This is a genomic window from Parendozoicomonas haliclonae (genome assembly GCF_900174585.1).
Lineage (GTDB): Bacteria > Pseudomonadota > Gammaproteobacteria > Pseudomonadales > Endozoicomonadaceae > Sansalvadorimonas > Sansalvadorimonas haliclonae.
In genome coordinates this window covers 38771-63762 of sequence record NZ_FWPT01000010.1, presented here as the reverse complement: position 1 = coordinate 63762, position 24992 = coordinate 38771, and the positions used below count along the sequence as shown (strand labels likewise).

Sequence of the window (24992 nt, the reverse complement as noted above, 5' to 3'; positions counted from 1 at the left end):
ATAAATAAGAATGCCCATGCTCCAGTCTTCTTCCAGCTCCATCTCCAGCACCATGCCCGATACCTTTTGGTGGGTAATGCCACTGATCGTGGTTTTCTGCGCCCTCTACCTGAGTGGGTGTGCATCTAATCCAACCCAGAAAAAGAATTCATCATCCAAAGCAGCACCGATTGATGTGCTGTTTGTGGCTTATGACAATGGCGATGGGCGTGCCTTTCTGCGAGCACTGCCAGAGCTGGCAGCCAAAAATATTAAGGCACAAGTCATCACCTTTGGGCCTGCAGCAGGGCTGTTTGCTGACAACAACAATATTACCCAGTTGCATGAACAACTTTCTCCGGAAGAGCAACAGCAACTGTTTGAAAGCCGCACCGCCCTTCTCCCCGAAAGCCTACGCAGCACGCTGGTAAAACAGTTCCAGCCGAAAGTTGTGATCACCGGTATGGCACATATTGGACAGGCCCAGATCGCCCGCGACTTCTGGAATACCGGTGTCTGGACCATTGCCTTTTATGACAATCTGGAATCACCCGAAGGGCAGCAATGGGTTCAACCCTGGCTGGAGCTGACCCGACCGGTTGCAGAAGAGTTACTGGTCACCACTGTTTTGTTGAAAAACAGCTTCCCGGAAGACTACACCCATAAGCACAGAACCAGCGTTGTTCGCCATCCGGCTCTGAATGAGTGGCAGGAAAGCTTTGCCAACAATACCAAAGCTTCCCTTAAGCAAGGTCTGAATCTGGATGAAAGACCGGTGATTCTGGTGGCCGGTGGTTATGGTGAGGATTTTCAGCGCAGCCTCGCTGTGATTGAAGAAGCCGCTGCCCTGCGTTCTGATCTGCAATGGTTGATGACTCCTCACCCGCGCACGGTCAATACCCGGGGAGAATCGACAACACCCCAACCGGAGAATCTTCGCTTGATTACCGAAGTGCCTACCGTGACGCTGGGAGCAACGGCTGATCTGGTGATTACCCACCGCTCCACTGTTGGCTGGCTGGCTTCGCAAATGGGCTTGCCAGTTATCTTTGTACGCCCGGAAAGCACCACAGACCATCTGATGGGCGGCCGTATTCAAATGGTGAATAACCCCGCCTCTTTGCTGAATGCTCTGCATCGTCAGCTGGATACCAGTTACTCTCCAGCACCTATGAATGATACCGCCGGACAGCCAAGTCTGGTGGATATTATTGAGCAGCGGCTGCAGCCCCCGGAAAGCAAACAGCCCCAGATGGAAGTGATTGAAAATCGCTGACTTTACTCCGACCCTCCGGGGAAGGTAGTCTTTACCAAAATACGCACCCGGACGCGCTTCAACCTGTATGCTCAAATGGCTCAACAGCGGAAGAGTTCTGGCTTTAGCGGCCCTCGCTGCTGTTGCCTTGCTGCTGATCATTTCTCTCTGCAATCTTTTGATCACCCGCACGGCCAAGCCTTATCTCTACTCTGATATCAATCGTATTCCAGCCCACAAGGTTGCGGTGGTGCTTGGCACCAGCCGCTATACCAGCGACGGTGACTTTAACTGGCACTACCGCCGCCGCATGGAAGCCGCAGCAGCGCTGATCAAGGAAGAGAAGATCGGTTATGTGCTGGTCAGCGGCGATAACGGTACACGCTGGTACGATGAACCGACCCGCATGAAGCGGGATCTGATCACCCTTGGCGTACCTGCCGAGCGCATCTATCGGGACTATGCCGGCTTTCGAACTCTGGACTCCATCATTCGGGCCAAAGAGGTGTTTGGTCTGGATACCTTTATCATTATCTCCCAGCAGTTCCAGAATGAACGGGCGCTCTACATTGCCCGAAAGAACAATATTGATGCGATCGCCTACAACGCCCGAGGCATCCTGATTCCCGAGGATTACAGTAACCGTATTCGTGAAGCGCTGGCCCGGGTGCTCGCTGTGATTGAAACCCATATCCTGGGTACCGGCCCCCGCGTGCTCGGCCCGGATATTATTATTGGGGAAACTCCACCCACATAGCCTTATCCACGCCTATCCTGTGGGTATGCCAAAATCATCACTGTTTTATTCTTCTCCCCTGTTGGGAGCCACCATGATTGTGGCCGGCACGACGATAGGTGCCGGCATGCTGGCACTGCCGATCATCTCTTACGGACTGGGCTTCCCGCTGCTGATTGCCCTGCTCCTGCTGTGCTGGGTATTTATGGCGTTTGCCGCCACCCTGACTCTCGATGTCAACCTTGCCACCGGCACGGGCAACAGCCTGTTTGTTATGGCCCGGAAAACTCTGGGGCGCCCGGGGCGGTTTATCTGCCTGCTGGCCACCTCATTTCTTTTTTATGCCTTGCTGGCTGCTTACATCGCTGGCGGTGGTGAGCAGATCGCTGCTTACATAAGTGCCTACTCTTACACTGCAAATCACTCGCCGGGATTTTTCAGCACGTCCGGCTGGGCCATGTGTCTGTTTGTGCTTATCTTCGGCACCATTGCCTCCATTGGTGCTCACAATGTCGATGCCTGCAATCGCCTGCTGTTTTTCTGCATGCTGGCCACCTTTCTGATCTCACTGGTGCTATTGGCGCCGGATGTTCAGCTCAGCAACCTTTATGGTGGTGCTCTTAATAAGGGCAATCCTTATGAGGGCAGTGCTGAAGACCACACACTAGTGGCAGCACTGGCAGTGCTCCCGGTTATTTTTACCTCCTTTGGCTATCACGGCAGCATTCCCAGCCTGATTGCCTATGCAAACGCCAACCGTCCCCAACTGCAGAAGGTCTTTATCTTTGGCAGCCTGCTTCCTTTAGTGCTGTATCTGCTGTGGCTTGGAGTCACTCTTGGCCAGCTGGATAACGAGACATTGGCCATAATCGCCAGAGAGGGCTCGGTTGCCAGCCTGATTGAACAGCTGGTCAACCTTCAGCCGAACGATACTCTTCCCATCTCATCGGTGATTCATATTTTCACCAATCTGGCACTGGTCACTTCGTTTCTGGGTGTTGGGCTGGGCTTCTTTGATTTTATCCACTCGGTCATAGGCTCTCACTCACGCGCGCTCACTGCCGTGGCAGTCTTTACTCCACCACTGCTGATTGCACTTTATCTGCCAGGTGCTTTTGTTACCGCACTGAGTTTCGCCGCGCTGGCTCTGGCCGTTCTGGCCATTCTTTTACCAGCCGCGATGGCTTTGAAACTGAGAAAGGAAGGGAAAATAAAAGCGCTGCCAGCCGGCCTCTGGTTCTGGCCGACTGTCAGCTTTGGGATATTGATTGTGGTATTGAGCCTGATTTATTCCTGAAACATTAACGGCGCTTCTTCTTGCGCTTTTTTCCACCCCGCTTTTGGGGAATCTGCAAGGCTTGATCTGTCAACCGCACCTGACCATCGTCGGAAACACGAATAAAACGCTCCAAATCTGTTTCAATATGATCAGGGATAATACTGAAGTCTTTGTCCCGGCCTGGATGATAATCCCAGAACAACTCTTCTTCCGGTTCAATATCCCTTAGAGAAATCGCCACAACCCGCTGGTTTTCAGTCACAAACATTTCCAGATTGGGTTCGTCATTACTATTGGCATAGCGCATCAGATTACCAGACACCGAACCATCAATGCCTGACTCTATTTCCGGGTAATCGCCCATCCAGGGCTGATCATCTTCCTCATCATCCACCAGCCAGAGAATGTAGGTGTCCTTATCGAGAAAATGAGGCTGGCCCTGAGCATCCCGCTGCCACATCACATAACGACCTGTAGCAGGCACCAGTAACCGAAAAGACTCCGTGCCGGTGTATTCCCCTACTACACGACCGGAAGGAATAAAGGTTTTGGCAAACAGACCACTACCGGCACCTTCCAGACGGCTCTGCCCTTCTGCGAGTTCAAATTCATAATTGGCCAGACGGGCTTTTAATTCGGCGATCTGACTTTGTAACTGGGAAAGTCTTTCTTCTACAGCAGATTCTGATTGTGGCTGACTGAGTTCTGAATGACTCATGACTGATCTATCCATCCCTGATAAGTTAATAAGTCACCACTTACTCCTTGTGGTTGTCATTCCAGCTTACCAGCTTGTCAGATGAATGAAAGTTTGAGGGAGGTAAGTTCAGGCAGAGCTGGGTAGAAGGAGTAGAGGGATTGGCCCATGAGCCCTGAATCAAGAATCAACAGCGCCACGCGAGAACAATTGGTCCAGGATTATCTCCAGCATACGGGTGATTATTCCATTAAATCCCATGCTCGCTTTGGTCATTATCTGGAAACCCGTACCGGGCAGGTGGTGTTATGGCAAGGTAATACCGTGCGCACGGTTTCTCCTTCCCAATACCTTTCAATCACCGGGGCGGAATTTGATAAAGGCAATTACACCCAGTACGAAAATAATCAGGCGCTACTGAACGATCTCGAAAAAGCACTGGAAGAACGTGAAGTGTCTTCCATGGATACAGAAGGCCCAAAATGTTTTTCTGAGCCTGAAGAGCAGTGGCTGCGCTTCTACAGCCGCGAAGGTATCTGCAATGAACAGTGTCCGTTCAGTTATGACCAGATCATGGCGATGGATGAACAGGATCTGGTCAATCACCATCAATATATTCAGCTGCTGTTTCCCAATCCGCATACCAGCAAATACAATCCGCACGCTCCAACACTGACCCGGCCAATGATTGAAGAGATCAACCACGATCCGGATATTCAGGACAATATCAGTGATGCTATGGATCTGATGCTGGAACACTGGGGCATTGAGCGCTCCGGTCGTCATTTTGCGCTGACAGAGAACGCCCCCCACAGGCTTCAGCGCTGGCTGACCGCCAATAATACGGATGATCAGCTTCGGATAAGTCGGGTCTTAACCTTCTTCTATCTGTGCGGCGCCCCTAAGTTCGCCACTGAACTCTGTCTGTTTTTGCAGGATGCCCGACGTGCTGAAGGCATAGACCCAAACCCTTACTGGTTTGATGCCATTGAATATCAAAAGTCACCGGACGATTCGGAACAACCAGCCCCCGAGACGTCCGACTCCCCACTTCCGGAACCACCATCGGGCCCACTGCCAGCTTTCCAGATAAAAAACCGTGCGCACTATCAACCCTGCCAGCCTTGTGAATACTCTATTCCTATACAGGACACAGCAGGCAAACTGTGTATGACGACAGTGACCACCGGCAACTATGACCGAGTGGCCCAGCATCTGGCACTGTATGAGAGTCATGAATCACTCTCCGCCAACATTGATAACAAGGCCACCGGTTCGGCCTGGGGAGCGGTACGTTTTTATGATCAGGAACTCGACCAGAGGCTGCAGCAGAATAACTACTACCTGACCAATACCTATATTCACCGGGACAAACAGGATGACCCAGTCTGTTTTACGGTCAACGGCCGCGCCTACCCCAGCGTTGAACATTATTTCCAGTGCATGAAGTTTCTCGCCTCACCCGCCAAAGGCGTCACACCAGAGCAAACCGAAGAGGTCGTGCAACATATCCTAAGCGCTCCACGCGGGAGCCTGGCAAAAGATATAGCCAGAGACAGGAAGTACCGGGACCTGATAGATCTCAAGCACTGGGAATCAATCAAGCAACAGATCATGATCGATGGCATCTATGCCAAATTCAGCCAGCTGGCGGAATTAAAACAGCGCCTGCTGAATACCTTTCCGAATATCCTGATTGAGCACACGCCGAAAGAAGGGAAAAAGGGTTATGACCCTTACTGGGGTAATTCCGGTGATGATAGTGGCCATAATATGACGGGGCAGATGCTGGGCGTGGTTCGACAGGTTCTGGGGCAGGAACAGAGTCATTAAACAGTCTGTTTACAGGCCCATAATTATCGTAACTAAACAGCACTGTTTTTCACGAGGCCTATGGTAGAATGCGGAATTAACCCTCTATCCCAACTGTCTTTCCGGGGGCCGCCTTTCGCATGATCACCGCCTATCAGCTCCAGAACAACCGCATCAAAATCACTCAACTTGGCCTCAATGATGTGCTGCCAAGTGATACGGTGTGGCTGGATGTTGTGGAACCCTCGGAGGCAGAGCGATCATGGCTGGATAATTATTATGTCGAGGAGGTCCCCGACAGTGATGACCTCTACGAGATTGAGGCCTCTTCCCGGTTCTATCAGGACAAAGACGGTCTGCACATTACCAGTTTCTTCCCGCACCGTTCCGGGAAAGAAGTGCGTAACACCAGCGTCTCCTTCAACCTGCGTCCACATCTGCTGATCACACTGCGGGATGATGAGGTCGGCCTGTTCCGTCTGGTTCGGAATTATCTCAAGCGTCAGCATATTGAGATCTCTTCCCCAATGGCGATTCTTACCGCCCTGTTCACCTCCAAGGTGGACTATCTGGCTGACTTGCTGGAAGAGGTTTATGAAAGCCTGGAAGCGGTCAGTGAGATGACTCTGCGGGAAGATACCAATGACCAGACCCGCGACACCGCTCTGAAAGATATCGCCCTACAGGAAGACTTAAACGGTAAGATTCGTTTGAGCCTGCTGGATAGCCAGCGCTCCCTGCGCTATCTGGTGCGCAACCGTCGTATTCGTATGGCCGACCAGCATCAGCAGGAAATTATGGAGATGCTGCGGGATATTGACTCCCTGCTGCCACATACAGCGTTTTTGTTCGATAAGATCAACTTCCTGCAGGAAGCGGTGATGGGTTTTATCAATCTTGAACAGAACAAGATTATTAAAATCTTCTCGGTTATGGCGACCGTCTTTATGCCGCCGACACTGATCGCCAGCAGCTACGGTATGAACTTTGCCAATATGCCCGAACTGGGCTGGGACTTTGGTTATCCGGCCGCTATTGCGTTGATGATTCTCAGCGGCCTGAGCACCTATTGGATATTTAAGCTCAAAGGCTGGCTCTAACCCTCAAGCTCAACCGCAATTTTTCTAAGCGTCTGCGACAGGGACATGGCTTGCGCTAAAGCAGCCGGGTCCCTGACTCCTTCCTGATCAGCCAAGGATTGCACTTGTTTGCTCAGCTCTGTTGCCAGCTGTCTGGCACAGGCTGCCTGCACTTCTTTCTGACCAACGGTTTTTACCGCCTTTGTGGGAACCCGTTCCCCGGATACCAGTCGTCCAAGAACAACCGCATCGCTATTGATATTTTGCTCTCCAATCAGCTGGTTCATAACCTGCTCAGGTGGAGCTCCTTTAGGCATATTCCCGAACACATCGTCCATACGCTGCTGAAAACCAGACAGGTCTTTGACCTTCAACATCATATCGCCCACCAGCGACTTGGCTCTCAGGGACGCCATATCATCCCGTAACTGATCATGGTCACCCGGCTCCAGTTGATCGAGCAGCATGCTTTCCATCGTGCGGCAAATCTGAGTCGCGGCATGGCTCTGGAAGCGGATATGTTCCACCTTGCCGGGACTGTGCGCTTCCAGATAGGCGGCCGCTTTCTTTGCCGCCTTATCACGGGCTTCTTTCAGCACCTGCCCGCCCTGACGCCGGGCCATATCCAAATCCTTACTGACATTGCTGCCTTCCACTTCCTCAGGTAGTAAACGAAAGTCCTGTGGGGAGCAGCCCCGGATTCGACTGAGTATTTCCACCGGCCCTTCCCCTGATGGCATATTCAGCCGTGTCTTTACATAGTTGGCACCATCCGTGAAAAACAGATTAGCTGTGGATTGCGTCATAAACTCCCGATGCTGGGCCAGCGTCTTGGCGACCTGACTCGTATCAATACGCCCTTTTTTATCCCGGCACTGATTCAGCATGACCTCAACATGACTTTTGGCCTCCAGCACCTTGAGCCGATCATTGATGGCCGACTTCATCTTGGAAAAACTCTTGTCCGGTAGCTGGCGACATAAAGAGCAGAGCTCGCTTGTGGATTTTACCTGCTCAGTCAAAATGGTCTTGTACTCGCTGCTGGTATTGGCACTCTGTAAAGCTTTGATGGTTTTCTTTTGCGCCTTGGACACATCCTCCTGCCGAACCTTTAATTTGCCCGGTTCAATCACCTGAGAAGAACGCTTCCAAAGACTTAAGCCAGACAGAGGCCCCGACTTTTTATTTTTATTCAGCTGAGGAGCACCAATATCCTGGATCGTAATACGACGACCCTTTCCCTTCCCGGGGCGGGAGCCTTTGGTAGGGCCAGTTTTTTGCTCACCCGAAACCGGAGTAGGCGGAGTACCGGATGTATGCGCTTTGGGGATTTTGCCCATGAATCAGAATTCCATTTCCTGAATGCCTCAGATTTCAGTATAAGCCTCAATAACCGGATGCAGTGACGCACTGAGAAAAGCGTGTACTCCAGTTCGGGCTATGCTGAAAAAAACAACAGATCTAACCCGAACCATGCCTTCATTCTTTAATAAGAACTCTGTTCAGCGCGATCCGGGAGCCGTTCGATCCCAGGCGCCTTTTGAAAAGGCCTCAATCTCTGAGAAGCCAGCCGAGACTAAAACCTCTTGGTTTGGCAGAAAAACCGAGCGGCTAAATGTTCTGCTGAAGCAGTATTCCCGCAAGGCGAAGGCGTATGGGCCGGTCTCGGAAGTACCACTCCATAAGCGCACAACCTTTATCCTGATTTCGATGTCCAACAAGCTCAAGGCGGTACTGGCAAAAAAAACCATTACCCTGTTCACTCGCATTGATGATCTTCTGGTGCAGGGAAAAAATGTGGCCCATAAAAAAGACGAGGCTCAGCAACCATTTCCTTCAAATAGTCAGCAACCTTCATCAGAAGCCCGGGAAACCGTGCTGGGTCCTCTTATCGCCGAAAATACCGAAAGCCGTATTGGTATCAACTGGCCACAGGGCCTTCCCCCAGAAGAGCTGGCTCTTTATACCAACCCGAAACTCATTGTGGTGGAGGGTGGTGCTACGAATCGCTATGGCCACGCCCTGATCGCCTTCGGCGACCCGGCAGGTGAAGCCCGCTATGTCCAGATCAGCTCTGCCAACTGGTATCCGGAACATATGACCGAGGTACAGTTTCAGGAATACTGCCAGCGCTGGGAGTGTGAAATCAGTCAGGAGATCAGTCTCCCCTGTACTGATAAGCAGGCCCTGCAACAGGGCGTTGATCGGCTATCCCGCAAGAAGTGGCTGTGGGGCGGGCCTTACCACAACTGCCTCTCGTTTGTGAATGAGCTGGCGAGTTCCGGCGGCGTTGATATGCAGGAGCTTGGACAGTTCCGGAGAGTGAGTAATGAACTGCCGGGCCGGGCAATGTCTGCCTTCAGCAAAGCTATTTATCTCTCTACCGATGGTATTGTGCCAAACAGTCAGAGAGAGGATGTGATCCAGGAGCTGAAACAGGGGCTGAGCCAGGCTCTGGATATCAACACCCACAATCCTGGCAACACCCAGGAGTGGCTCGCCCACGTCACCCAGGATCTGTTAAGCCAGATCCCTCACCTCCCTTTGACTACGGATGCCGCCAACCGCCTGCAGGAAAAACTGGGGCAGAATCTGCAGGAATGTATCTGGGAGCTGATCGAACAGTCTGACTTTGATTTTCTGGTAGACTACCTGAAAAGCGATACTGATATTCCCGTGCATTCCGCTCGCAACATGCCGGTTGGCCTGCGAACAGTCGGCCCCCAGAGCCGCCGAGGATTCGATAACGAAGAGGGCTTGTAAAAGACCCGTGGCAAAGTTGTTTCAGCCTTCCTCTTTTCTGTTATCTTTGATCAGGTTCAAACGGCCCAGCCCGTGCCCGGGACTATCAGGACAGCCACCGACAAGGGATATCAGACATTAATGTCATCAGCAGTCAAAACAACCAGAGTTCCCCTCAATCAACTGACCGCTCGCCAGCCAGTGAGCGAGCTGGGTTTCAAGCATACCAATGAGCTTGAGCCTTTTGCCGGCATTCTCGGGCAGGAGCGCGCGGAAACCGCTATCCGCTTTGGCGTTAACATGCACCGGGCCGGTTACAATATTTATGTGATGGGAGAGTCTGGAACCGGTCGTACTTCTTATATTCGCCACTATCTCGAAGGGCGAGCCGAGGAGATGGATACGCCGGAAGACTGGGCCTACGTCAATAACTTTTCCAATGCCCGCGAGCCCTCCGTGCTCCGCCTCCCTGCCGGAACCGGCTCTCGTCTGCTCAGTGACTTCAATACGCTGGTGGATGAGCTGATGGACACCTTTCCAGCGGCTTTTGAAAGCCCATCCTACCAGCAGAAGAAAAGCCTGATTGAGCGCAAGTTCAACCGCCGTTATGACAAAGCCATCGAGACGGTTGAGCAGGAAGGCCTGCGCCGCAGAATCTGCCTGTTCCGTGAGCAGGGCTCTCTGACCTTCGCACCAATGCATGAAGGCAAGCCTATGGACGAAACCGAATTCGCCCAGCTGCCGGATCGCAAGCGCAACAAGTTCAACAAGGATATTACCCACCTTGAAAACCTGCTGAATGAAGAGCTTTCAGAGCTGCCTCAGTGGAAGCGGGAATCCAGTGAAGAACTGCGCTCCCTGAACCATCAGGCCATCGACAAGGCACTGGAGCCTCTGCTCAAGACTCTGCAGAAGGACTACGGTCACTTCGATGGAGTGAGCGAATATCTGGAAGCCATGAAGAAGGACCTCCACAAAACGGTGGTCGAGCATCTGGCGGATGAGCGCGGCATCGAATTCAAAGAAGATGCCGGCAAGCGTCACCTGCTGCGGGATATGTATGTTCCCAATCTGGTTGTTGGCCATAAGGAAAAAGCTCACGCACCGGTAGTGTTTGAAACGCATCCAAGCTATCGCAACCTGTTTGGCCGGATCGAATACAACACGGAGATGGGCGCGCTGGTCACCAGCTATCGCCAGATCTGTCAGGGCAGCCTGCATGAAGCCAACGGCGGTTTTCTGGTACTGGAAGCCGCCAAACTGCTGGAAGAGCCTTTCGTATGGGAAGCCCTCAAGCGCGCCCTCAAAGAGCAGCAGTTGAAGATTGAATCGCCGGCCAGCGAAATGGGGCTGATCAACACGATCACCCTGAACCCGGAAATTATTCCATTGGATGTCAAAATCATCCTGATCGGTTCACGTCAGATTTACTACTTGCTGCAGGAACTGGATCCGGACTTCCACGAAATGTTCCGGGTACTGGTGGACTTTGATGGCCATCTGCAGCGTACGCCTGAAAGCGTCGGCGCCTTTGCCCGCCTGTTGCACACCCGTGCCAGTGATGAGAAGTATCCACCACTAACGGCACAGGCTGTTGCCCGAATGGTGGAACACAGCTCTCGTATGGCTGAACATAAAAATCATCTCTCTGCTCATATTGGCGATCTGTTCGATCTGCTGGCCGAAGCCGATTACATCCGCCGAGACAGCAAAGGTCGCAAGATTACCCACCTGCATGTAGATAAGGCACTGGAAGCCAAGGCTGAGCGCACCAGCCGGGTCAGCAAAGAGATCCTCAAAGAGATGATTGAGGGCAGCATCCTGATTGATACCTGTGGCGATGCGATCGGCAAGATCAACGGTCTGACGGTTCTATCCATAGGCGACACCAGCTTCGGTTCCCCGGCACGTATTACCGCTGCCGTTTATCCAGGCTCTCAGGGTATTGTCGATATCGAACGGGAAGTTCAGCTGGGTCAGGCCATTCACTCTAAAGGTGTGATGATCCTGACCGGTTATCTCGGTGCGACCTATGCTCAGAAGTTCCCTCTGGCGATTTCTGCCAGTCTGGCCATGGAACAGTCCTACGGTTATATCGATGGCGACAGTGCGTCACTGGCTGAACTGTGCTGTCTGATCTCGTCACTGATTAATGTTCCGATCAAACAGAGCTATGCGGTCACCGGTTCCATGAACCAGCACGGTGAAGTGCAGGCGATTGGTGGCGTTAACGAAAAAATTGAAGGCTTCTTTGATCTCTGTGAAGCCCGTGGCCTCACTGGCGATCAGGGTGTGATTATCCCGGCGGCCAATATCCGTAACCTGATGCTCAGCAAGCGCGTGCTGGATGCGGTGAAACAGAATAAATTCGCTGTTCATGCTGTCTCTCATGTTGAGCAGGCTCTGGAGATTCTGACTGGCCACAAACCAGGTGCGCTGAACAGCCGTGGCAAGTATCCGAAGAACAGCCTGAACAACAAGGTACTGACGCGTCTTATGGAGATTGCCGAACTCTCCAAAGAAGGCAGTTAACGTCTAATTAGAAAAAGTACTTATCAAAGAAAAGCCCCGATCTGAGCAATCAAACCGGGGCTTAAATTTTCAGCTTCGTCACACACTAACAAAGCCTCAACACACAACAACCAAACACACAACAAAGAGCACACAACCGAGGAGCAAACGCCTTTTCGCTCATCTCTTATAACCTCTGACAGCCAAGTTCAGAAAAAGTTCCCGGAAAAATGAAAATAATTTAAAAAAGTTTTCTGTCGCCTAATTTATTCTGACAGGTACACAACGAGCACCCCATACTCCGGGAGAACTTTCAAAGACGCCGGCAATTTGATATCCACAAAATCGGCATAGACCGGAAGGCGAGGACTCTGTTTTTTCTACAGTCCAAATTCCTAATTGATACCAGTCGCGTTCTATCAAGCATTCACCACAACCGGGGCACCAGGTGCTTCCTCCCTGAGAATCGTGAACATTGCCGGTGTAGACATAATGCAGACCATTATTGAGTGCCTGCTGGCGAGCTCGCGTTAATGTTGAGCCTGGTGTGCGCGAATGATCCTGCATTTTCCAGTCCGGATGGAACGCTGTGAAGTGTAAGGGTACATCCGGCCCAAGGTTCTCAAATATCCACCCCGTCATTTGGTCGATCTCCCCTTCACTGTCGTTTTCACCGGGGATCAGGAGGGTGGTGATTTCAAACCAGACAGAAGTCTCCTGCTTAAGGTACGCCAACGTTTCCAAAACTGGTGCGAGAGAGCCACCACAAATTTTACTGTAGAACCTTTCCGTAAAAGCTTTGAGATCAATATTGGCCGCATCCATGACTTCAAAAAACTCTCGGCGCGGTTCCGGGCAGATATAGCCCGCCGAGACAGCAACCGACTTAAGTCCCTGTTCTCGACCCGCGACAGCTACGTCCTTCGCATATTCCAAAAAGATCACTGGGTCGTTGTAGGTAAAGGCCAGACTGCGACAGCCCGTTTCATAAGCTTTGGCTGCCAACTGCTCAGGCATAGCCTGATCAGCAAGGGTATCCATCTCACGGGATTTGCTCATATCCCAGTTCTGGCAAAATTTACAGGCCAGATTACAGCCGGCAGTGCCAAATGAGAGAACCGGCGTTCCTGGAAGAAAATGATTAAGGGGTTTCTTTTCGATGGGATCGATACAGAAGCCACTTGAACGACCATAACTTGTCAGCACGATCGCATTATTCACTCTGCTACGAACAAAGCAGAGCCCCTGCTGACCTTCTCTTAAACGACAGGCTCGGGGACACACATCACACTGAACCCGGCCATCCTCCAAAGTATGCCAGTATTGCGTAGGCCAGTAAGCTGGTGGTGTGGCAGAGTTATCGATCATTGATATCTCCTTGCTGGAGAATCACAGACACTATAATTATAAGTCCAGATCCACCTTTCAATAGTGAACCCAGCTTCGGCCAAGGAGGTGTCACTCCATGACCATACGACAACCGGCTGTTGCTGGTGCTTTCTACCCAGCCAACCGCTCGGCTTTAACAAACGAGCTGAGTGAATATCTCAACCAAACAAATCCCGTCGCAGGTTTAGTCCCTAAGGTTCTGGTTGTTCCCCACGCTGGATATATTTACTCCGGTGCAACTGCCGCCGCAGGCTACCGGCAGCTTACTGCCCTTCGCGACACCATCAAACGCGTGATTGTGCTCGGACCTTCACACCGTGTTCCGTTACAGGGATTAGCCTTACCCGAGAGTGATGTTTTCCTTACACCGCTTGGCTCACTGGAAATAGACCAGAACGCTAAAACACAACTCAGCACACTTAGTCAGGTGCACAGTTCAGAAGCAGCCCACGAGCTTGAACATTCACTGGAAGTTCAGCTGCCCTTCTTACAGACGACACTTGATGATTTCACGCTTGTTCCATTGGTGGTCGGAGAAGCCTCCCCTCTTGCAGTAGCAGAGGTATTGGAGAGTCTGTGGGGCGGAGAAGAAACGCTGATTGTCATCAGCACCGATCTCAGTCATTTCCTTAACTATGAAAATGCCGTCAGCAAAGATCACACAACCATCCACCATATTGAACAGATGCAGCCGGTTCTTGATGGTGAACAGGCTTGCGGCTGTCGTCCACTCAATGGTCTTCTGAGACTGGCCAAAGAGAAAGGCATGTCGCTACACACCCTTGCCTACTGTAATTCGGGTGATACGGCAGGTGATAAAAACCGCGTGGTGGGCTATGCCAGCTTTGCTTTGCAATAATCGCTTCTGAGAGAAACCCGTATGGATAAAGAACAGCAAAACGCTCTGCTTAACCTGGCTGAGAAAACCATTCGACTTGGATGTGAAGGATTAAAAGAACCTGCTATCTCTAATCAGCTGACCACAGGCCTTGGTTCTCCATTTACAGAGTTACAGGCCACCTTTGTTTCATTGCATAAATATGGGGAACTTCGCGGATGTATTGGATCGCTGGAAGCCCAACGATCACTGGCTAACGATATTATTTATAACGCCTATGCTGCAGCCTTTCACGACCATCGCTTTACTCCGGTCGACACGACAGAGCTTGATGAACTGGAAATTGAGATTTCAGTACTGACCGTTCCCGAACCCATCAGTGCTGACTCCGAGCAGGAACTGTTAAATCAGCTTGTCCCGAATATTGATGGTCTGATTATTGATGACAACCACGGCCATAGAGCCACATTTCTTCCGCAGGTCTGGGAACAATTGCCAGCTCCGGAAGAGTTTTTAAATCATTTGAAAAGAAAGGCAGGGTTATCCGGAGATCTCTGGCCAGAAGGAATGCAGTGTTACCGCTATCACTGTCTGGCCTTTAATAATCGGCGGGAAGGTTAATTAAATACTCTTGTTCACTGGCGTCCATTGCCCACGAGCCAGTACCGGCCCCATCTGATAACCATTTGGTGCGCCTTCCGGCTTCTCCAGAGTAATAACCAAAGGAGAGTTTTGCAGCGCGTTGCGCCATTGAGGATCAATCACCACTTCATTGATACCACTCTTTGGAAGAATCCCCAGAGAGACAGGCTCCTGCCCTTTCACCATCAACCACAGTTCACAAACCTGACCATTGGGCAGAACATCCGGCTGAACCGTTTCTACAAATACCTTATTTTGATTCAGGGACGCATTCACAATCCACTCTGGCTGGCTACCACTGCCCTGAATGACATAGACGTAATCAATGTCACGTTCATCCAGCTCTTGGCTAGCAGGGGAAAGCCAAAGACTTAATGAAACCACTAAAGCGGCTGCCACACCGACACCGGTACCCTGCCAGAAACGCAGGCTGCTCCAAAGAGACTCTGGTTTCGTTGCCCTGGCAATATTTTTCCAAACAGAAGACGGCGGTGTTTGAGGCTTCAGTTCATCATTGAGAATATTAAGATGCTCACGCCATTGCTGCACATCTCTCTGCGCCTCATGGCTGATCGACAGCAGCGCCTCGAACCGTGTGAGGTCAGCACCGGACAACAGCCCCAGAACATAGTCTGCAGCTGCTTGATGGCGCTGTTCAGGATCACTCAGATTCCAGTCAGACATGTCCGTAACCTCATCAATCCTCTTCTGATCCAGGTCTTCACACTACCTAGTGGGTAATCAAGCTGATCCGACATTTCCTGATGGCTCAACCCATCAAAGTAAGCCAGCTCGATACAGGCACGCTGTTGATCGGATAATTCTGCCAGACAGCGGTGAACATCTTCCGAATCCCGGGCCAGTGCCACATGGTCAAACTGACCGCGAGCGTCGTCTGCAACCTGAGCCAGAGCCTCGTCGTCTGATATCTCTTGGGGCTTCTGGCGTCTCAGCATATCGAGCGCCTGATTACGAACAATGGTATTCATCCAGGTCATGGGGCGGGCTTTTCCCGCATCATAACGACCGGCATATTTCCAGATTTTGATGTAAGCACTTTGAAGACAATCCTCTGCCAGTTCCCTGTTCTTAAGGATACGCAGGGCAACGGCAAAAAGATTCGGAGAGGTTTTCTGATACAGCAGCTTAAGAGCCATATGCCTTGAGTCAGCACATTGCTGCAGATAGAGAGAAAGCTGCTGGTCTTGCCCGGTGTCTGGACTCATTGTCATTATTTGTCGTCAGTACAACACCGCTATGGTAACACTAAACAGCAAAAGATCTCATGCTCAGCGCAGTTTATCGATGGCGTTCAGCACCTGCTGAAACTCGGCCGCAATTTTACTGGACAGATCATCAAACCGGGAGGCGTTATCTTCCCGTCCATCTCTTTCCAAAAGATCAGCGAATTCAGCCAGTTGGCTCGCCCCAACCACAAAGCATGAACCTTTGATGCGGTGAGCAAGCCCGGCCACATCCCGGGTGTTACCGGCGGCTATGGCATCCTGCAGGTTGCGCATATCATCCTGGGTGGTTTCGATAAATTGACCCAGTAATTCTTTGACCATATCAGGGTCATTTCCCACCATCTCATGGAGCGATTCGAGATTCAGCACAACTACCCCCAGTCCAACTCTACATTCATGCTCTGAACATGCAGAACAGCACATCGTAAAGGGAACTATAGTCACGCTTTTCAGGCTCAGAGCAGTGAGCGGTAATACTCCCAGTCAAAAGCCTCGCCGGGGTCAGTTTTTCGACCGGGAGCAATATCGGAGTGGCCGGTTATCGTATCAGGCGTCAAATTCGGATAAGCCTGAAAAAGTGCTTCGGTAACACCCGCCAAAGCCTGATATTGAGCCTGCTCAAAAGGCGTTGTATCCGTCCCCTCAAGCTCAATCCCGATAGAGAAGTCATTACAGGCTTCCCGTCCCTCCCAACATGACACACCGGCATGCCAGGCTCGGAGATGGAACGGCACAAACTGGATCAGAGTGCCATCCCGGCGAATCAATAGATGGGCTGAAACTTCAAGACCAGCGATCTCTTCAAATGAGGGGTGAGCAGAGACATCCAGACAATTGGTAAAGAGTTGCTCGATATGTGGGCCGCCAAAATGTCCGGCAGGGAGGCTGATATTATGAATAACCAGTAACCCTATTTCGGAGCTGTCAGGTCTGAGGTTGTGGTTAGGACTGGGACACTTTTGCGCCTGATCCAGCCAACCCTGAGAGATTTTCATGAAGAGCCTTGAAGAACAAATTGAAGATCAGATTTATTTTTTATCACCAAACAGTTTGAAATTGCCAATAACAGATTTTAAAGCCCGATCAAAAACTGCTTCCCCACCTTTGCTCTCTGTTGTTGAAACCAGCTTGATAACACCTTTTTTCACCGCCAACCTAAGCTCGCTGCGACTCTTTTCCGCAACACGCAACCCATTGGCGTTTTCAAAGAGATAACGACCATCATGGGTAATTTCTGCCAGACGGAAACGAACATCCTTTTCTCCTCCTGCAAAAATCACTTCATCTCCCACAGCCAGATCGGAAAGACCGTCATCCTTAACAACAGGGTCTTCTATAACCGAGAAATCCAAATCGCCTTCCACCGACTCAAGAACGATGCACTCTGCATCATCTTCATCAAACAGCTCCTCGCTCGATTCCGGTTTGTCATCTTGATCGTTCTGCCACGTATTTAGCAGCTCGTTAAAATTAGCTTTTGCTGGCTCAGTGACCAAAGATTTCGCTTCAGCTGGCTTATTCTTTTGGGGGGCGACCAGCGGTTCTTTTTCAACATGATTATCAGAGGGCTGTTTACTTAGGGAAGGTGCATCAGAAACATGGGGAGAAAGCTTGCTCTCACTTATCTGCTCCAGCGCGGCAACATTTTCCAGTAGCTGATCTTCATTTTGCGAAAGCTGCTCAACGTTCTTAATCAAAGCCGAATGAACACTCTTCAATTCCTTCAAATACAACTCGGTTAAACAGGGGTCGTAGGTAATGCTTTTCAATGCCAGCTCGATGGTTTCATAAAGCTTAGGGAGCATGGCTCTTCTTCGTTGTTCGCTATCAGGCGTCAATGGCTGGAGCGATGCCACTATATGATCAACGACTCGCAGAGCTCTTTCCCAAGACGTACTTTCATCACCTTTCTTAAGCGCGGTAATAAACAGATAACTCCCCCAGGCTTCATAAACCAGAGGCATAACCTTCTTCGGAATATCCTGCCCTTTGAGTTTATGATCCAAGGTATCCTGAACCTGAACACGCAGCATTTCTGAGCGGTTACGGGCTTCCTCGGCTTTTTTCTGTCGTTTTTCCAACCGACCTAAACGTTGCTTTTCCTGCTGGAGGAATTCTTCAAAGCTCTTCAGCGCCCTTTCAAACAAAGAGATATCTGTGGCAAATTCCCGCAGGATGGTAGAGACAATCTGCTCAACCTTATTGCCCAGACGTTTTCCCTGGGCTTCTCCCTGCCGCAATACCTGTGTACCCGCGCTGGCCAATCCATTTAGAAGCTGCCGTGCCGGATGTGATCGTTTGCTCAGAAATTGTTTATCAATAATGGCCAGTTTAAGAACGGGGACTTGCAGACGGCCAATCAGTGATTTGATATGCGCTGAGAGTTCATGGTCATCCATGATAAATTCAAACAGCATGGACACCATATCAATCAGCTCGTTGTCGTGCAGGTTCAGGGCCTTCTTGCCATGAACACCGGCAAGAGCAATATCCATCGTTTCCCGCAAGCTTGGGCTGGCCGGCACAATACCACCCTCTTCGATCTCCGGCTGACGGGACTGGATCACAGACAGCAACTCCATCAGCTCCATCTGTTCAAGTTCAGAAGCCGTCGTAGATTCGTTGGGCCGAGAAGAGCTGGCGACAGGGTTCGTTTTTGCAGGTTCTGATGAGGTGGAAACGGGAGAAGGTTCAGGCTTGGGAATCGGATTATCGACTTCTGACGGTTCTTCTATCTGTTCACTGTCTTCTTTATCGCAACCATTGGCTTCGCGGGTGGCCTGCGCTCGCTGCTGACGCAGCTCTTTTTCAAGCTCGGGGCAAACACCCTGATCACGCAGTTCGTTGTTGGTTTTGCGGTAGAAGTTTTCAATATCGGAAAGATAAGACTGCTCAAAGATTTTTAACACCACCAGCCGTACTTTTAGCGGCAGTTCCAGAGGTTGTAACGCCGAGAGGAAAACCCTGCCCGCTGCCACCGGCCCGACAGGGCTGTTCTTTAACGCGAGAGAGTCCAATTGATAGAGTGAGGTCAGGCGATTATTAAGCAGCTTAAGCTGTTTACCGGACTCACCATGCTGCACACGATCCAGCAGGCCAGCAATGGCAAGCTGTTCCTCCAGGTCTTCCTCACCCACTAAAGCCAGATTATCGGAACGCACTTCTGTCAGAGCCTGCTCACTTTCCCCTTCGTTAAGGTGCTTCCCAGGCTCAAACCAGCGCGCCAGCCCGGAAAGAAAACGGTCCGAGACGGCCTGCTTTTGCACCCGCAGAGTTCTCATTCCATCAAACAGTAAGGTTTGCTCGCCGTGGAGGGTGGCATGGCCAGACATCATAAAGAGGGTGTCGTCAGCCTGATCGAAGAGAGGGGGGAGGAGATGGCGGATATAATCGATGGTTTGTGTACGCACAGGAATAATCTGAGCTGGCACCTCATCAGGCGGAGGGAGCTCGCAACTGGCATCCAGTCTGATTATGTTGGCATCCTTACCAGCCATGTACACCTCATCCCATAGGCTCTGGCACAGCCACGACCTGCGTGAAAAGTGCATAAAGGAACCATTAAAGTATATGAGAGCCAGGCCGAGCGGGGTTGTAGATTCCTATAACTTTGAGCGATAAGCAGGGCTCACAGCTATAGAGATATGTATAACTGCGGTCTATCTGTAGAAAACCGCATTGAGAGAGCACGCCGCTCTGGACTAATCTTGCCTACTCGCCATGAATTCCCCTTCCGGAGTAACGACCTGATGCCTCATCCCCGCGGAGAACTCTCCCTCCGAACTCTGGCCATGCCAGCGGATACCAACCCCAATGGTGATATTTTTGGCGGCTGGCTGCTGTCACAGATGGATATTGCCGGCGGGCTGGCTGCTAAAGATCGTTGCCATGCGCGCGTCGCAACCGTAGCGATTGAGTCCATGTGTTTCCACCACCCGGTGGCTGTGGGAGAAGTGGTCTGCTGTCATACAGAAATTATCAAGGTAGGCCGAACCTCCATGCGAGTGCGCATTGAGGTCTGGAGCAAGGGCGTTCATCATGGAGCTCAGCGCCGGAAGGTGACGGAAGGGATCTTCACTTACGTCGCGATTGATGAACAGGGACAGTCTATCCCTGTCGATAGAGAGTATTGAATAAGGCTGAAAAATCAGCCCTCAAAGTTCTTTTTAGTCTCTTCTGTGTGTTCTTTGGAGCGTTCCATAAATTGTTTTACGGAATGCTCTGCCATCGCCTTTTTTAACTCTTCTTCTGGTGTCAGCTTCTTCTCTTCTTTCACCTTTTGATCCGCGCCCAGCGCATTATCAAAAGCATCGGCGTCAGCATTATCAACCTTACCTTTGGCGGCAGGATTCTGATTACCGGGGATTCCCTGCGGTGCACCGGTTGGCGTAGACTGAACTCCTGAACTTCCCACACTCATAAGAGACTCCTTTCTCAGAAATGATTCTCAGAAATTAAAGACCCGCTGCCGGTTTGCAGCCGAGCCTCCTCATACGCCATGATTGGCTATCTCTGGATTCACCAGTATCTTAAAGGCTAGCTTAAGGAATGGAGCCGCCATGACCCCTGCCAGATTTCTGACACTCCTGTTGCTATCGGCAACAGCACTCTTTAGCTGGGCGCAGCCATCAAGCGACCAGCATATCAACCGGGCTAACACTTCAGAGCCTGAGTCCCTCGATCCCCAGCTTGTACATACCCTGCCCGGCATGCGGGTAGTGAACGACCTGTTTGATGGTCTGGTTCATCGCAACCCGGAAGGAAAGATTGTTCCCGGGCAGTCCACCAGCTGGACAACCTCAGAAGATGGCAAAACCTGGACTTTCAAACTCCGCAGCAGCCAGTGGTCCAATGGTCAGCCCGTCACCGCAGATGACTTTGTTCGCGCCTGGCAAAGGGCCGTAGATCCCAATACTGGTTCTCCCTATGCCTGGTATCTGGATATGATGTCAGTGCAAAACGCTAAAGCAATCACCAAAGGCGAGGCCAAACCAGACTCCCTGGGCGTCAAAGCGATTACTCCCGATACTCTGCAAGTACAGCTCGAACAATCCACGCCATGGCTGCTGGAGATGCTGGTAATGCCGGTTCTCTACCCTACTCCTCCCGGTGTACTGGAAAAGCATGGCCAGAACTGGACCCTGCCAGAAAATCTGGTAACCAATGGTCCTTATTCTCTCAGTGAATGGATCGTCAACGAGAAGATGGATCTGGCTGCGAATGCGAAACATCCGGATCACGACAAGCTGGCCATCAACAGCGTCAGCTACCTCACGCTCCCATCAGCCAATGCGGCTTTCAATCGCTACCGGGCGGGTGAACTGGATATGACACTCGACATTCCTGCCGAGATGTATCCAAAACTCAGCAAGGAACTCGCTGATGAGTTGCACAAAACCCATATGCTGGGTATCGAGTATTTTGCATTTAATACCCGCAAGGCGCCTTTTGATAACCCAAAACTGCGCAAGGCTCTTTCTCTGGCTATGGATCGGGAACTTATAACCGATAAGGTGCTGGGTGAAGGTCAGATGCCAGCTTATACCTTTACGCCTCCCTATATGAGTGGCATGCCGAAGATGACCACCGAGCTGCAACAGGCGAGGGATGAACGCCTTGCGGAAGCTCGCAGGCTCTATAAAGAAGCTGGATATTCAAAGGACAATCCACTGCAGTTCACCCTGCTCTACAACACCAGCGAAGCCCGTAAAAAGATCGCCATTGCCGCAGCCAGCATGTGGAAACAAAATCTGGGAGTTAAAGTCACGCTGGAAAATATGGAGTGGAAGTCGGTACTTGCCAAGTTCCGGGCACAGGATTTTGAAGTCGCCAGAGCCTCTTGGGTCGCCGATTTCAATGACCCGGTCAGCATGCTCTCCATTTTTGAAAGCGACAGTGGCAGTAACAAGCCTGGCTATCAGGATAAGGCTTATGACAAGCTACTCAGCCAGCTGAATAAGCCGGAGGCCAATCGTCAGACGCTATTCATTGAGCTGGAGAAAATCCTGGCTGAAAGCGCACCCGTCGTGCCGCTTTATTATTATGTCTCTCCTTCCCTCGTGAACCCGAAAGTTAAGGGCTGGTACGATAATCCCCGCGATCTGGTTATGACCCGCTACCTCTCCCTGAAAAAGTGATGAGATAGCCCGTAAAGTGCCCTGCCGCCATGCCGACATAGGGTTTATGAGATTACAGAGGCGAATGGCCATGAGCGGCGAGCACTTTACATTGACGATCTCCCAGAGCACGTCAGACAGCGGCGACTTTGCCATTCATTTCAATGAGCAGGGCAAGCCCCGGGAAAAGATGCTGATTCAGCTGCAGTTCGTCGATAAGAACATCTTCGATGACACCTTTATGGATGAAGTGGTTGCCATTGTTGCCCGCAAGCTGGCCCGCAAGATTATCGATCAGAAAGGCAATCTGAAGCCCGCAAAATCCCGGGCTGCCTATGAGCGGGATGCAAAAAAGGTCGTTAAGGATATGCTGGAGAAAATCCGCAAGCAGTCCTGATTCCTTCTCAAAGCCTCTCTCCGGAGGGGCTTTTCCTACCGTAAAAACCTTCCTGTCACCGCCAAAACCGCCAATCGCTATCGGCATTATCCCGCATAGGCTCAGCCGCCATTTCCAAGTACCGTGCCGCCTCTGCTAATTCAGTGTGACAGCCATGGATCTGACCCGCTACGTAAATACTTTTGGCCGCTATCTGCAAAGCAAGTATGGCGAACGCATCCACAAGCTCTCTGTGAATGCGGCCTTCACCTGTCCAAACCGCGATGGCGCCAAAGGCATTGGTGGCTGCACCTTTTGCAATAACCGCTCCTTTAGCCCTAACAGCACCAACAGTGCGCTCTCGGTCACCGAGCAGCTTGCCGCTGCCCGGGAGAAAGTTGCCAAGGTCAGAAAGGCTCGCAAGTATCTGGCGTACTTTCAGTCCTACTCCAATACCTATGGCGATCTGCAGCAGCTCAAAGCTCTCTACGATCAGGCTCTGGCCGAGCCGGATGTGATTGGTTTGTGCGTAGGCACCCGCCCTGACTGTGTTCCTGACCCGGTTCTGGAACTTCTGGCCTCTTATCAGGCTCAGGGAAAAGAGATATGGCTGGAGCTGGGTCTGCAATCAAGCTTTGATGCCACACTCGAGCGCATCAACCGCGGTCATACCTTTGCCGACTATGAAGATGCCATTATTCGGGCGCATAAATACGATCTGAATATCTGCACCCATATCATCATGGGCCTGCCTGGTGAAACAGCCAAAGACACACTGGTCACCTACAAGAAGATTCTCGATCTGGGTGTCAGAGCTATTAAGGTACATCCGCTGCATATTGTGAAAGGTACGCAGATGGCGCGGGAGTGGAAGCAGGGAGATATTCCTGAGCTCTCCATGGACGATTACGTTGAAACCCTGACAGAAATTATTCTTACCGCTCCCAAAGACCTGCTATTTCATCGCCTTACCGGTTCAGGTGAGCACCAGTATCTGCTGGCTCCGGAGTGGGTTAAACACAAGTGGGATATTCTGGGTGCAGTTTACAAGCGTCTGGAAGAACGCAGCACTAAAGACTAGATCGTTCATCCAGACTCTAGCCCTCTCACCTATTGACGAGGGCCTCCCATCCAAACATCCATCGTCGTTTTCGGCATTTCTGTGAACGCCACACAATCAGAAAGCGTCATCTATGCTTGAGAAGTTTTGCAAGCTTCTTCGCACAGGGTGACGCTTCGATGGATAAACTCACATTCGGTATTGTCAGCGCAGTCTCTCTCAATCTTGGCGTCTGCACATCGGCCATAGGATCCATGCCTGATGAAACAGGTTTCTCTGGCTTTATCAGCGTTGGATTGAATGGCATCTCTTTAAAAAGCAATATGGTTGCCGGAAACGCGACCGATAAAATTTCCAAAGACCGTATCCAGAGCCTGACTAAGGCACCCAAATCAGAATCCAAAGCCTCAGCCTTTGTGAACGGTGAGCTGGTTTATACGTGGGCTGAAAGTAAAACGCAGGTGTACCTCGGCAATACCCTCGAAGACTGGATACGTTATGACTACGCAACTGAGCTGGGTGTACGTCAACAGTGTAATAATCTCGGTGAGTTCTCCGCCGGCCTGCTCTTTACTGCCTTCCCAACCAAAGTCTGGAAGGATCCTTATCAAACCAATACCAAACGTAAGGAGACCGATCGGAAGAGCACCGGTGGTGTCATTGGCTGGAACGAGATCATGGGCAGCCATGCTCAGGTCAAACTGTCTGCACGTAAAATCAAGATTGATAAGGAGTACAGTGGTGAGAGCCTTGGGCTCACACCTGCACAACAGCACTTGCTGGAAAGAAAAGGTGATTCGCGCTCAGCAGAGGTTCTGTACCGCTGGTCACTGGATGAGAAACAAATACTGATTCCATCCTTTCAGGCGACCAAATACGACCTTGATGGCAAAGCCATGGCCTCGGATGAGTATATTTTTCAGCTGAGCTATATCTGGCAAGACACTCAGTGGCAAACAGTTACTAACCTGATAGCCGGCAGAAACAAACACGACAAAGCCAATCCAATTCCAGCATTCAGCGGCAAAACACAAAAAGATAATATCTATGGAGCGTCGTTTTCACTGTTCTACAGTGAACCTTTTGAATGGAAAGACTGGCATGCCATGCTGAGCCTTGCAGCCATCCGTTCCCATTCAAACATCAAATTTTATGATGCCGATGTGGGAGCGTTGTCGGCCGGGATGGTTTATCGGTTCTGAAAAGATTACAGCGACAATAGAAGAAGACGATA

Annotated in this window: 23 protein-coding genes; 14 read left to right on the top strand and 9 right to left on the bottom strand. The window is 51.0% G+C overall.

What is annotated here, in order from left to right; translation table 11 throughout:
- Positions 1 to 10 precede the first annotated feature (10 nt).
- The 3 genes from EHSB41UT_RS19045 (at position 11) to EHSB41UT_RS19035 (ending at position 3267) form a co-directional block, all read left to right on the top strand.
- Complete coding sequence (locus EHSB41UT_RS19045; RefSeq protein WP_165767335.1) at positions 11 to 1255, top strand: hypothetical protein; 1245 nt, start codon at positions 11 to 13, stop codon at positions 1253 to 1255.
- A gap of 67 nt (positions 1256 to 1322) precedes the next feature.
- Positions 1323 to 1991: a SanA/YdcF family protein gene (locus EHSB41UT_RS19040; protein ID WP_087112453.1), complete on the top strand. Its 669-nt coding sequence runs from the start codon at positions 1323 to 1325 to the stop codon at positions 1989 to 1991.
- On the top strand, positions 1969 to 3267 hold the full coding sequence (locus EHSB41UT_RS19035) for an amino acid permease (protein ID WP_133060579.1): 1299 nt from the start codon (positions 1969 to 1971) through the stop codon (positions 3265 to 3267). Before EHSB41UT_RS19040 ends, EHSB41UT_RS19035 begins: the two co-directional genes overlap by 23 nt.
- 4 nt (positions 3268 to 3271) lie before the next feature.
- Here EHSB41UT_RS19035 and EHSB41UT_RS19030 read toward each other — a convergent pair whose 3' ends face one another.
- Positions 3272 to 3967, bottom strand: coding sequence for an SET domain-containing protein (locus EHSB41UT_RS19030; protein WP_165767334.1), 696 nt, complete (start codon positions 3965 to 3967; stop codon positions 3272 to 3274).
- A gap of 147 nt (positions 3968 to 4114) precedes the next feature.
- Between EHSB41UT_RS19030 and EHSB41UT_RS19025 the strand changes: the two genes are divergently transcribed.
- Both EHSB41UT_RS19025 and corA read left to right on the top strand, forming a co-directional pair.
- On the top strand, positions 4115 to 5779 hold the full coding sequence (locus tag EHSB41UT_RS19025; RefSeq protein ID WP_087112450.1) for an NADAR domain-containing protein: 1665 nt from the start codon (positions 4115 to 4117) through the stop codon (positions 5777 to 5779).
- 119 nt (positions 5780 to 5898) lie between these two features.
- Complete coding sequence (corA, locus tag EHSB41UT_RS19020) at positions 5899 to 6858, top strand: magnesium/cobalt transporter CorA (protein WP_087112449.1); 960 nt, start codon at positions 5899 to 5901, stop codon at positions 6856 to 6858.
- On the opposite strand, the gene EHSB41UT_RS19015 is transcribed toward corA, so the two are convergent.
- Entirely contained in the window at positions 6855 to 8177 is a 1323-nt protein-coding gene (locus tag EHSB41UT_RS19015) for a hypothetical protein (protein ID WP_087112448.1), read from the bottom strand. The two genes, corA and EHSB41UT_RS19015, sit on opposite strands and share 4 nt — an antisense overlap.
- 100 nt (positions 8178 to 8277) lie before the next feature.
- Here EHSB41UT_RS19015 and EHSB41UT_RS19010 point away from each other — a divergent pair, with 100 nt between their 5' ends.
- The gene (locus EHSB41UT_RS19010) at positions 8278 to 9600 is read left to right on the top strand and encodes a hypothetical protein (RefSeq protein ID WP_087112447.1); all 1323 of its coding nucleotides are present in this window, start codon (positions 8278 to 8280) and stop codon (positions 9598 to 9600) included.
- Positions 9601 to 9720: 120 nt separating this feature from the next.
- Positions 9721 to 12111: a Lon protease family protein gene (locus EHSB41UT_RS19005; protein ID WP_087112446.1), complete on the top strand. Its 2391-nt coding sequence runs from the start codon at positions 9721 to 9723 to the stop codon at positions 12109 to 12111.
- Between the two features lie 240 nt (positions 12112 to 12351).
- Here EHSB41UT_RS19005 and amrS read toward each other — a convergent pair whose 3' ends face one another.
- On the bottom strand, positions 12352 to 13458 hold the full coding sequence (gene amrS / locus EHSB41UT_RS19000) for an AmmeMemoRadiSam system radical SAM enzyme (RefSeq protein WP_087112445.1): 1107 nt from the start codon (positions 13456 to 13458) through the stop codon (positions 12352 to 12354).
- A 97-nt stretch (positions 13459 to 13555) separates the two neighbouring features.
- On the opposite strand from amrS, the gene amrB reads away from it, so the two are divergent.
- Positions 13556 to 14338 (top strand): AmmeMemoRadiSam system protein B, encoded by a 783-nt coding sequence (amrB, locus tag EHSB41UT_RS18995; protein ID WP_087112444.1) that lies wholly within the window; start codon positions 13556 to 13558, stop codon positions 14336 to 14338.
- A gap of 21 nt (positions 14339 to 14359) precedes the next feature.
- Entirely contained in the window at positions 14360 to 14938 is a 579-nt protein-coding gene (amrA, locus tag EHSB41UT_RS18990; RefSeq protein WP_087112443.1) for an AmmeMemoRadiSam system protein A, read from the top strand.
- On the opposite strand, the gene EHSB41UT_RS18985 is transcribed toward amrA, so the two are convergent.
- The 5 genes from EHSB41UT_RS18985 to EHSB41UT_RS18965 form a co-directional block, all read right to left on the bottom strand.
- Complete coding sequence (locus tag EHSB41UT_RS18985) at positions 14939 to 15643, bottom strand: anti-sigma factor (protein WP_087112442.1); 705 nt, start codon at positions 15641 to 15643, stop codon at positions 14939 to 14941.
- Positions 15625 to 16191, bottom strand: coding sequence for a sigma-70 family RNA polymerase sigma factor (locus EHSB41UT_RS18980; protein WP_087112441.1), 567 nt, complete (start codon positions 16189 to 16191; stop codon positions 15625 to 15627). Before EHSB41UT_RS18980 ends, EHSB41UT_RS18985 begins: the two co-directional genes overlap by 19 nt.
- Before the next feature lie 57 nt (positions 16192 to 16248).
- Positions 16249 to 16575 (bottom strand): Hpt domain-containing protein, encoded by a 327-nt coding sequence (locus EHSB41UT_RS18975; protein ID WP_165767333.1) that lies wholly within the window; start codon positions 16573 to 16575, stop codon positions 16249 to 16251.
- An 86-nt stretch (positions 16576 to 16661) separates the two neighbouring features.
- Positions 16662 to 17201 (bottom strand): 1,6-anhydro-N-acetylmuramyl-L-alanine amidase AmpD, encoded by a 540-nt coding sequence (ampD, locus tag EHSB41UT_RS18970; protein ID WP_087112439.1) that lies wholly within the window; start codon positions 17199 to 17201, stop codon positions 16662 to 16664.
- A 33-nt stretch (positions 17202 to 17234) separates the two neighbouring features.
- Positions 17235 to 19703, bottom strand: a complete 2469-nt coding sequence (locus EHSB41UT_RS18965) for a DUF1631 family protein (RefSeq protein ID WP_165767332.1) — start codon at positions 19701 to 19703, stop codon at positions 17235 to 17237.
- A gap of 252 nt (positions 19704 to 19955) precedes the next feature.
- On the opposite strand from EHSB41UT_RS18965, the gene EHSB41UT_RS18960 reads away from it, so the two are divergent.
- Positions 19956 to 20339, top strand: a complete 384-nt coding sequence (locus EHSB41UT_RS18960; protein WP_087112437.1) for an acyl-CoA thioesterase — start codon at positions 19956 to 19958, stop codon at positions 20337 to 20339.
- A gap of 14 nt (positions 20340 to 20353) precedes the next feature.
- Here the strand turns inward: EHSB41UT_RS18960 and EHSB41UT_RS18955 are convergent, their stop codons facing one another.
- Positions 20354 to 20626 (bottom strand): hypothetical protein, encoded by a 273-nt coding sequence (locus EHSB41UT_RS18955; protein WP_087112436.1) that lies wholly within the window; start codon positions 20624 to 20626, stop codon positions 20354 to 20356.
- A gap of 139 nt (positions 20627 to 20765) precedes the next feature.
- Between EHSB41UT_RS18955 and EHSB41UT_RS18950 the strand changes: the two genes are divergently transcribed.
- The 4 genes from EHSB41UT_RS18950 to EHSB41UT_RS18935 all read left to right on the top strand — a co-directional run bounded on the left by EHSB41UT_RS18950 (position 20766) and on the right by EHSB41UT_RS18935 (position 24960).
- Positions 20766 to 22343 carry a peptide ABC transporter substrate-binding protein gene (locus tag EHSB41UT_RS18950; RefSeq protein WP_087112435.1) on the top strand — a complete coding sequence of 526 codons (1578 nt, stop codon included), beginning with the start codon at positions 20766 to 20768 and terminating at the stop codon, positions 22341 to 22343.
- A gap of 70 nt (positions 22344 to 22413) precedes the next feature.
- On the top strand, positions 22414 to 22719 hold the full coding sequence (locus EHSB41UT_RS18945) for a hypothetical protein (RefSeq protein ID WP_133060578.1): 306 nt from the start codon (positions 22414 to 22416) through the stop codon (positions 22717 to 22719).
- A 154-nt stretch (positions 22720 to 22873) separates the two neighbouring features.
- Positions 22874 to 23779, top strand: coding sequence for a tRNA modification radical SAM protein MnmL/YtqA (mnmL, locus tag EHSB41UT_RS18940; RefSeq protein ID WP_087112433.1), 906 nt, complete (start codon positions 22874 to 22876; stop codon positions 23777 to 23779).
- 158 nt (positions 23780 to 23937) lie between these two features.
- On the top strand, positions 23938 to 24960 hold the full coding sequence (locus EHSB41UT_RS18935) for a DUF2860 family protein (RefSeq protein WP_087112432.1): 1023 nt from the start codon (positions 23938 to 23940) through the stop codon (positions 24958 to 24960).
- The last annotated feature ends 32 nt before the right edge of the window (positions 24961 to 24992 follow it).

Excerpts from the sequence above, each read along its gene's own strand:
- EHSB41UT_RS19005 (WP_087112446.1), top strand. The coding sequence starts at position 9,721 with ATGTCATCAGCAGTCAAAACAACCAGAGTTCCCCTCAATCAACTGACC.
- EHSB41UT_RS18980 (WP_087112441.1), bottom strand. The coding sequence starts at position 16,191 with ATGACAATGAGTCCAGACACCGGGCAAGACCAGCAGCTTTCTCTCTAT.
- corA (WP_087112449.1), top strand. The coding sequence starts at position 5,899 with ATGATCACCGCCTATCAGCTCCAGAACAACCGCATCAAAATCACTCAA.
- EHSB41UT_RS18950 (WP_087112435.1), top strand. The coding sequence starts at position 20,766 with ATGACCCCTGCCAGATTTCTGACACTCCTGTTGCTATCGGCAACAGCA.
- EHSB41UT_RS19040 (WP_087112453.1), top strand. The coding sequence starts at position 1,323 with ATGCTCAAATGGCTCAACAGCGGAAGAGTTCTGGCTTTAGCGGCCCTC.
- amrB (WP_087112444.1), top strand. The coding sequence starts at position 13,556 with ATGACCATACGACAACCGGCTGTTGCTGGTGCTTTCTACCCAGCCAAC.
- EHSB41UT_RS18955 (WP_087112436.1), bottom strand. The coding sequence starts at position 20,626 with ATGAGTGTGGGAAGTTCAGGAGTTCAGTCTACGCCAACCGGTGCACCG.
- EHSB41UT_RS18985 (WP_087112442.1), bottom strand. The coding sequence starts at position 15,643 with ATGTCTGACTGGAATCTGAGTGATCCTGAACAGCGCCATCAAGCAGCT.
- ampD (WP_087112439.1), bottom strand. The coding sequence starts at position 17,201 with ATGAAAATCTCTCAGGGTTGGCTGGATCAGGCGCAAAAGTGTCCCAGT.
- EHSB41UT_RS19010 (WP_087112447.1), top strand. The coding sequence starts at position 8,278 with ATGCTGAAAAAAACAACAGATCTAACCCGAACCATGCCTTCATTCTTT.
- EHSB41UT_RS18965 (WP_165767332.1), bottom strand. The coding sequence starts at position 19,703 with ATGGCTGGTAAGGATGCCAACATAATCAGACTGGATGCCAGTTGCGAG.
- EHSB41UT_RS19015 (WP_087112448.1), bottom strand. The coding sequence starts at position 8,177 with ATGGGCAAAATCCCCAAAGCGCATACATCCGGTACTCCGCCTACTCCG.
- EHSB41UT_RS19045 (WP_165767335.1), top strand. The coding sequence starts at position 11 with ATGCCCATGCTCCAGTCTTCTTCCAGCTCCATCTCCAGCACCATGCCC.
- EHSB41UT_RS18935 (WP_087112432.1), top strand. The coding sequence starts at position 23,938 with ATGGATAAACTCACATTCGGTATTGTCAGCGCAGTCTCTCTCAATCTT.
- EHSB41UT_RS18960 (WP_087112437.1), top strand. The coding sequence starts at position 19,956 with ATGCCTCATCCCCGCGGAGAACTCTCCCTCCGAACTCTGGCCATGCCA.
- EHSB41UT_RS19030 (WP_165767334.1), bottom strand. The coding sequence starts at position 3,967 with ATGAGTCATTCAGAACTCAGTCAGCCACAATCAGAATCTGCTGTAGAA.
- mnmL (WP_087112433.1), top strand. The coding sequence starts at position 22,874 with ATGGATCTGACCCGCTACGTAAATACTTTTGGCCGCTATCTGCAAAGC.
- amrA (WP_087112443.1), top strand. The coding sequence starts at position 14,360 with ATGGATAAAGAACAGCAAAACGCTCTGCTTAACCTGGCTGAGAAAACC.
- EHSB41UT_RS19025 (WP_087112450.1), top strand. The coding sequence starts at position 4,115 with ATGAGCCCTGAATCAAGAATCAACAGCGCCACGCGAGAACAATTGGTC.
- amrS (WP_087112445.1), bottom strand. The coding sequence starts at position 13,458 with ATGATCGATAACTCTGCCACACCACCAGCTTACTGGCCTACGCAATAC.
- EHSB41UT_RS18945 (WP_133060578.1), top strand. The coding sequence starts at position 22,414 with ATGAGCGGCGAGCACTTTACATTGACGATCTCCCAGAGCACGTCAGAC.